The sequence below is a fragment of the Methanoculleus sp. UBA208 genome (genome assembly GCF_002498065.1).
Classification (GTDB): domain Archaea; phylum Halobacteriota; class Methanomicrobia; order Methanomicrobiales; family Methanoculleaceae; genus Methanoculleus.
This window is the reverse complement of record NZ_DAFZ01000100.1, coordinates 1-4,587: the sequence shown is the minus strand read 5'-3', so window position 1 is coordinate 4,587 and position 4,587 is coordinate 1. Positions and strand designations below refer to the sequence as shown.

Here is a 4,587-nt window from a genome sequence, read left to right as displayed (position 1 = left end):
AGTTCCTCAGGGCTCCATCCCCCGGACCGCTTGAGGAGGGTGTAAGTTTTTCTATACACAGAGTATGCGGGGAGGATGCGAAGTGCCCTTGCCGTCACAGAATCTTCGAGCCGGAGAGCTTTCAATCCCCGATGATTCATCCGCACACCCATCGACACTGCTGATATCGATACTCCGCATTAAACGTTGTGCTCCCGGTGGGGAGAATGACACCGGCAGCACGGTGGTGGCGGCAGGCGTCCCCGGACATGTGTGGGTTTAAAAGAAGTTCTCGGAGTACGGGATGGAAACCAGATCTCTGCCGGATGCACGGGAAAAGTGTTTCAGGAACTCGGGAAAGAGGTTTTTCTCCGAGATGATCACCCAGATGTCACCGTACGCATCCGATCCGTTGCCCTCCCACGAGCGAAACGAGACGTCGTCCATGGCAAGGAGGCGGAGTGCGACCATGCCCCTACCTCACGTGTTGCCGTATATAATGGTTCCTGTCAGGTCAGGCACCCGCGACCCCGGGTCCCTCGATCATCCGCTGTGGGATCCGGCGGACCCTGAGAAAGATATATATGGACCCGTGAGGTGATTAGAGGTCGTTAAGCAGCAGGCAGCGTGACAGGGCCGGGGTGGCGGAAGTAATGACCGTGAAAAGCGTTGACGACAGAGATACCTGGGACAATTTCATTGACGACAGCCCTTCGGGGCTCCTCTTTCACAAGTGGGACTACCTGCACCTGACGGCAAAGCATACGGAGAGCACGCTCCTTTTGTATGCGGTCTATAACGGAGAAGAGCCGATATGCGTATTCCCGCTCTTTTGCAGGCGGATACACGGCATTAATGCTGTATTCTCCCCTCCCCCGCTCACGGTGATACCCCACCTCGGGTGCGTGATGAGCAGGAAGTTCGGGGAGTTTAAACAGAGCAAGAAAGAGTCGCTCCTCGGGATGATTGCAGGGGAGATCCGCCAGGAGATCCTGAACCTCTCGCCGAACTACCTCTCGATTGCTTTCGTCCCGGAGTTCAACGACATACGCCACTACCTCTGGGACAGGTGCGACGCACGGGTCCGGTATACCTACACCATCAACCTCGAGCGGCCGCTTGAAGAGATCTGGAACAACCTCCATTACAAGCTTCGGAACAAACTGAAGAAGGAGGCGAAAGCCGGTCTCCGGCTGGAGAGGAGCGGGGATGTCTCCACGCTCCACCGTCTCATCGCCGATCGTTACCGGGACCCGTCGCTCGACATCCCGCCGATCAGGCGGGACTACCTCGAAGACCTCGTGCGTGCCTACCCGGACAGGATCGGGATCTACAGTCTCTACGATGCACAGGACGAGATCGCGGCCGTGGTGGCGGCTCATGAATACAAGCGGTTCCTGCTCTGGATGGGGACGCCGAAGGTCGAGACCGCCCATGCCGGGAACGAGTACCTCCAGTGGCTCCTGATAGAGCGTGCGCAGGCCGAAGGCTACCGGACCTTTGAGAACATGGGTGCGAACAACCCGGACCTGGTCTTCTTCAAGTCGAGGTTCAACCCGGAACTCACGATGTACTTCGAGATCGAGAAGAAAGATACCCTCGGGGCGGTCTCCGAGTGGGCATACCTCACCTTTTTCAAGAAACTGATGACGGCAGCCTATAGGGCCTAGGCCTTGCTTCCGCCCTCATCAGGCACCGGTCGATGCATGTAGTCCCGGGATTCACGGCTCCGGACTCCCGACGATGGGGAAGGCCGGGAGGGGCACCGGGTTTCTCCGGCGCCCGGGGCTCTCCGTCCCCTGCCATGGTTAAGGTAATCGTTAACTATATATGTGAGACTGCAGGAGATAAAGGCCGGCCGGAGCGTTCCGGCAGGGCGGAGGAACAACAGTTTGGCAGTTGAGATCGTCACCGACAAAAAGATCTGGGACGCGTTCATCGATGCCGGGCTGTCGGGTCTCCTCTTTCATAAGTGGGACTTCTTAACGATCACACAGCGGCATACGGGGTATGCCTTTCTCCCCTACGGCATTTATAAGGGCGAAGAACTCGTCGCTGTCTGCCCCCTCTTCTACAGGCAGGCAAACGGGATCTCGGTCGTGCTCTCGCCGCCGCCCATGCAGGCGGTCATACCGTACCTCGGGGTGGTTATGGGCAGGGACTACGCAACGGCAAAGCAGAGCAAAAAAGAGTCGATGCTCCAGTTAGTGGCCGACGGACTTTCAGAGGCGGCCCGGGATCTCGCGCCGAACTACCTCTCGATGACCTTCGCCCCGGGCTTTCACGATATTCGCCCGTTCATCTGGGACGGTTACCTGACCCGGATCAACTATTCGTATGCGATCGACCTCGCGCCGCCTCTCGAAACCCTCTGGGGGAACCTGAATGCGAAACTGCGGACAGGTCTCCGGCGGTTTGAAAAGGACGGCTACCACCTGGAGGAGGGAAACGACCTCACCCTGTTCTACGAGACGGTACGCCAGCGGTTCAGCCAGCCGGAGATGAACATTCCGATGATCACCCGGGACTACTTCGAGGATATCTTCCGTGCGTATCCGGATCACGCTCACGTCTACCACCTCTACGACCGGGACGGGGACCTCAAAGGGGTCGGCACGACCCTGGAATACAGGCGCTACATCCTCTGGGTCGGCGGGCCGAGGATCGACGGCACGTCGGCGAACGAGTACCTCCAGTGGTGCCTGCTCCGGGACGCTAAAAAGAAGGGCTTCCTGGAGTTCGAGAATACCGGGGCGAACAACCCTAACCTGAATATGCATAAGGCGAAGTACAACCCGGATCTCTCGATCTTTTTTGAGGTGAGCAGGAAAGACGGCGTGGGCAGGGTCGCGGAGTGGGCGTACAGCAACATCGTCAACAGGCCCCTGATCAAGAAGAGGATGGTCCCCTATATCCGGTGAGCTGGAGTGTCCCTCTGGACCCGGGCTGCTCCCGGATCCGCTAAAAACCGTGCAGGCCCCCGCTACCGGGATCTTCCGGGAAAGGTATAAATATACCCTTTGAGGTATCCTGTAGCGGGCGCGGTCTGGCATGACCGATCGCCGGAAGTCAGGCTCTATGGTGCTCGAACTCGTCAAAGACAGGGAATTATGGGACTCGTTCGTTGATGCGAGTCCGTACGGGCTGCTTTTCCACAGGTGAGACTACATAACGATCACCGGAGAGCACGCGGGGTATCGGCTCCTTCCCTACGGAGTCTACAAGGGGGAGGAACTCGTCTGCCTCGCTCCGCTCTTCTTCAAGAGCGCGCATGGGGTAAAGATGCTCTTCTCGCCGCCGCCCATGCAGGCGGTCGTCCCCTACCAGGGTTTCGTCCTTTCAAAGGAGTTTGACGGGTTGAAACTGGGCAAGAAGGAGGTGATCATGGATCTCGTTGCGGGTGACCTTTCCGCGGAGATCGACGCGATTTCGCCGCACTACTTCTCCCTGACCCTTGTTCCCGGCCTCACGGATATCAGGCAGTTCCTCTGGAGGGGGTATGCTCCGAAGGTCCACTACACGTACGTGATCGATCTTACGCGGCCGGTCGAGGCGATCTGGGGCGACTTCCATTACAAACTCCGCAACAAAATCAGGAAGGCCGAGAAGGCAGGTATGGATCTCGTGCGGAGCACCGATATCTCGACGCTGTATGCGTCGATTGCCGAACGGTTCAGCCAGCCTGAGATGAACATCCCGATGATCAGCAGGCGCTACGTCGAGGACCTCTTCCGTGCGTACCCGGACCATCTGGCGGCTTACTACCTTTACGACCGGGAGGGTGCGCTCACGGGGGCTGTCGCCACCCAGGAGTACAAGCGCTTCCTGCTCTGGATGGGAACGCCGCGGATCGAGAGTGCTCATGCCGGGAACGAACACCTCCAGTGGCTCCTGGTCCAGCGTGCAAAGGCCGAAGGACACTCGTACCTGGAGAACATCGGGGCGAATACGCCGGACCTGAACTTCTTCAAATCCAGGTTCTGTTCGGGTCTCGGCATGTATATGGAGGTCTTTCGGAAGGATATGGTCGGGACCCTGGCGGAATGGGCCTACAGCACCGTCATCAATAAACCCTGGCTGAAACGCAGGGTCGTCTCCTACATCGACTGATCCCTCAGAGGTCCCCAACGGAGATCGGGAGTTTCTGGATGAGGTACCGGAACTTGCCGCCTTCGGTGCGGGGGATCTCGTCGACGAAGCGGACATGGACGTTCACCTCGTCGCCGAGCTGCCACCGGAGCTCCCTGGTCAGCTGCCGGGTGTCCTCCTCGGTGTAGGCCGGCTTTCTGACGACCTTCATGATAAGTTCGCCCTTCTCTTCCTGGTACATCTGAAACTGCCTGATGTTCTCGAACGCTTCCGATTCGTAGTTGATTGGAGTGACGGAGATCAGGTGCCCGTTCCGGGTTACGATGAACTCCTGAAGCCTTCCCTCCACCTTCTCGAGCAGGGGGTACTGCCTCCCGCATGAGCACCGCTTCTCGGTGGCGACCGCAATGTCCATGGTCCGGTAGCGGATGAGGGGGCAGACGTAGTTGGTGAGGCTCGTCGCGACCACTTCCCCCATCGCGCCCGGCCCCTCGACAGGCCGGCCGTCTCGCCCGATCA

At 58.7% G+C, this 4,587-nt stretch carries 4 protein-coding genes and 1 pseudogene; 3 read left to right on the top strand and 2 right to left on the bottom strand.

Annotated elements, in window-relative coordinates:
- Window positions 1–258 precede the first annotated feature (258 nt).
- The gene (locus BRA62_RS10620; RefSeq protein ID WP_292366542.1) at window positions 259–450 is read right to left on the bottom strand and encodes a hypothetical protein; all 192 of its coding nucleotides are present in this window, start codon (window positions 448–450) and stop codon (window positions 259–261) included.
- Window positions 451–632: 182 nt separating this feature from the next.
- On the opposite strand from BRA62_RS10620, the gene BRA62_RS10615 reads away from it, so the two are divergent.
- From BRA62_RS10615 to BRA62_RS10605, 3 genes are all read left to right on the top strand, one after another.
- The gene (locus tag BRA62_RS10615) at window positions 633–1,649 is read left to right on the top strand and encodes a GNAT family N-acetyltransferase (protein WP_292366541.1); all 1,017 of its coding nucleotides are present in this window, start codon (window positions 633–635) and stop codon (window positions 1,647–1,649) included.
- 222 nt (window positions 1,650–1,871) lie between these two features.
- Window positions 1,872–2,900, top strand: coding sequence for a GNAT family N-acetyltransferase (locus BRA62_RS10610; protein ID WP_292366540.1), 1,029 nt, complete (start codon window positions 1,872–1,874; stop codon window positions 2,898–2,900).
- Window positions 2,901–3,261: 361 nt separating this feature from the next.
- On the top strand, window positions 3,262–4,089 hold the full coding sequence (locus tag BRA62_RS10605) for a GNAT family N-acetyltransferase (protein WP_292366539.1): 828 nt from the start codon (window positions 3,262–3,264) through the stop codon (window positions 4,087–4,089).
- Between the two features lie 4 nt (window positions 4,090–4,093).
- Here the strand turns inward: BRA62_RS10605 and BRA62_RS10600 are convergent.
- A pseudogene (locus BRA62_RS10600) lies at window positions 4,094–4,587 on the bottom strand (phenylacetate--CoA ligase family protein); the annotation flags it as partial.

Bases quoted from the DNA above. Each gene is read 5' to 3' on its own strand.
- BRA62_RS10605 (WP_292366539.1), top strand. From the start codon at position 3,262: ATGCTCTTCTCGCCGCCGCCCATGCAGGCGGTCGTCCCCTACCAGGGT.
- BRA62_RS10615 (WP_292366541.1), top strand. From the start codon at position 633: ATGACCGTGAAAAGCGTTGACGACAGAGATACCTGGGACAATTTCATT.
- BRA62_RS10620 (WP_292366542.1), bottom strand. From the start codon at position 450: ATGGTCGCACTCCGCCTCCTTGCCATGGACGACGTCTCGTTTCGCTCG.